Source organism: Rhodococcus sp. CH91 (genome assembly GCF_022554085.1).
In the GTDB taxonomy this organism is placed as follows: Bacteria; Actinomycetota; Actinomycetes; order Mycobacteriales; family Mycobacteriaceae; genus Rhodococcus.
Genome location: NZ_JAKFYR010000027.1, coordinates 1 through 2,484 on the forward strand (window position 1 = coordinate 1; position 2,484 = coordinate 2,484).

Here is a 2,484-nt window from a genome sequence, read left to right on the forward strand (position 1 = left end):
GTGCGGCCAGACGCAGATCCCTGTTCGCATTCGCCAGCAATACAGCCACCAGCGAATCCGCATCCTCCCGCGAAATACCGCAGGACCGGGAGATCGAATCGATCATCTCGGCGGAGTCGACGTCGTGCACGCTCGCCGGGCCGGGGTCGATTCCGACACTCCCCAATAGTTGACGGACGGGCAGAGCGTCGATCGAGTCGATCGTCGTGCCTTCCGCTCTGCTGTAACTGTCGATCATGACGAGCGTGGCCACCTCGGCGCCCTCTGCCTGCAACTGCACCGCGATCTCGTGGGCGAGCGTTCCTCCGAGCGACCAGCCGAGAAGGTCGTACGGCCCGTCCGGGGCCACGCTGCGAATCTCCTCTACGTACCGTCCGGCGATCTCGCGCAGTGAACGAGGCTCGAAGTCGGGTTCCGTCAGCGCAGGGGACTGAAGTCCGTACAACGGTCGGTCCGCTTCGATGTACCGGGTCAGTCCTGCATAACACCACGCGAGCCCCACGATGGGGTGCACGCAGAACAGCGGGCGACGCGATCCTGCCGTTCTGATCGGGAGCAGGACGTCGGTGCCGACGTTCTCGGCGCCGGCGAGCGGAGAGCCCGCCTCCCGTCCCACCTTCGCCGCGAACCCGGCAGGCGTGGGGTCCGCGAACATCCACTGCAACTTCACGGGCAATCCGCACGCCGTCAGGCGCGAGACGACGCGAGTGGCCGACAGCGAGTTACCGCCGAGCGTGAAGAAGTTGTCGTCCAGACCGATCCGATCCACCCCGAGCACTTCACCGAAGGCCGACGCCACCGTCCGCTCCACGGTGGTCCTCGGTGCCCGGTACACGCCGGCCTCGAATGCCGGTTCCGGCAACTCCTTACGGTCCAGCTTTCCCGACCCGTTGAGAGGCAGGTCGTCGAGCACGATGATCTGCGACGGCACCATGTACTGCGGCAGGAGCGCTCGAACCGTAGCGGCCACCTCCGCCGGATCGACCTCCACACCGTCCGTCGGGACGACGTAACCGATCAGGATCTCGCCCTGCTCGCCCCAGAACACACTTGCGGCGGCACGATTCACACCGGAGGCCTTGCCCAGGGCCGATTCGACCTCTCCGAGTTCGATGCGCTGCCCGCGGAACTTCACCTGGAAGTCCGTGCGCCCGAGGTATTCGATATCGCCGTCTCGCGTCCACTTCACGAGGTCGCCGGTCCGGTACATTCGGCTGCCGTCCCCGGCGAACGGGTCTGCGACGAATCGATCCGCTGTGAGGTCCGGTCGGTCGTGGTATCCCCGGGCGAGCTGGATTCCGGCGAGGTACAACTCACCCGCGACACCGACCGGGACGGGCCGCAAACGGGCATCGAGTACGAATACCCTGGTGTTCCGTACCGGCGTCCCGATAGGGACGGTGTAACCCGCACACGATCCCGAATACTCGAAAGAAGTTGCCTGGACGGTGACTTCGGTCGGTCCGTACAGATTGTGCACCCGCGCCGAGCACACTCGCTGCGCACGCTCGGCGGTACGCGCAGGAAGGGCTTCGCCTCCGGTGAACAGCATCCGCAACGAGGTCCACATACCGGGAGCGAGACGGTCGAGGACCGTGTCGAGGACCGACGGGACGAACTGCGCCACAGTCACCTTCTGCTCGTCGACGACCCGTGCCAGATAATCCGGGTCGCGATGACCGTCGGGTTCCGCGATCACCACTCGCGCACCGACCTGCAAGGGCAGCAGTAGTTCCCACACGGAGGCGTCGAAGGTGAACGGCGTCTTCAGCAGGACGATGTCGTCCGTGGTCAGGCGGAACCGTGCCTGCATCCACTGCAATTGGTTGACCACCGAACAATGCTCCACGGCCACGCCCTTCGGCCGGCCGGTGGAGCCCGAGGTGTAGATGACGTACGCGGTGTTCTGCGGTCGCAACACCGATACCCGTTCGGTGCTGCAGATTCCGCCGTCGGCGTAGCCCGACAGTTCGAGTCCGTCGACTGCGATCACCGGCACAGACCCGGACCACGTGAAGCGGTCCCGCGAAGTCGTCAGCACCAGCACGGGATCCGATGATCCGAGCACGTAGTCGGTCCGCTCGGCAGGATGATCCGGATCCACCGGCACATAGGCACCGCCTGCAGCAAGTACAGCGTGCACCGCCACCACCAGGTCCACGCTGCGGCGCATCGCCACCGCCACGCGGGACTCCGGCCCGACACCTACCGAGATCAGGTGGCGGGCAAGTCGATTCACACGGGACGAGAACTCACGATAGGTCACCTCACTACGCTCGAAGACCAATGCGGTCTCATCCCCCGACACAGACACAGGCAGAACTCTACCGGTCCGGACCGGTCGTAGCAGGACAAAGCCGTGGCCGTCGCGGCGTGTCCGACGGCCCACCCGGCCCGGCCGATACCGGAATCACCCGATCGAAGTACCGGCTCCGTCGAGCAGCCGGCGCACGATCGAGAAGACCTCCGGCGACATCATCTGCC

Annotated in this window: 1 protein-coding gene; it reads right to left on the minus strand. The window is 65.6% G+C overall.

Translation table 11 applies throughout. From position 1 onward, the window contains the following. The coding region (locus tag MOM01_RS22915; RefSeq protein ID WP_241387746.1) for an amino acid adenylation domain-containing protein at positions 1–2,314 on the minus strand (2,314 nt) is incomplete at its 3' end. Between the last annotated feature and the right edge of the window lie 170 nt (positions 2,315–2,484).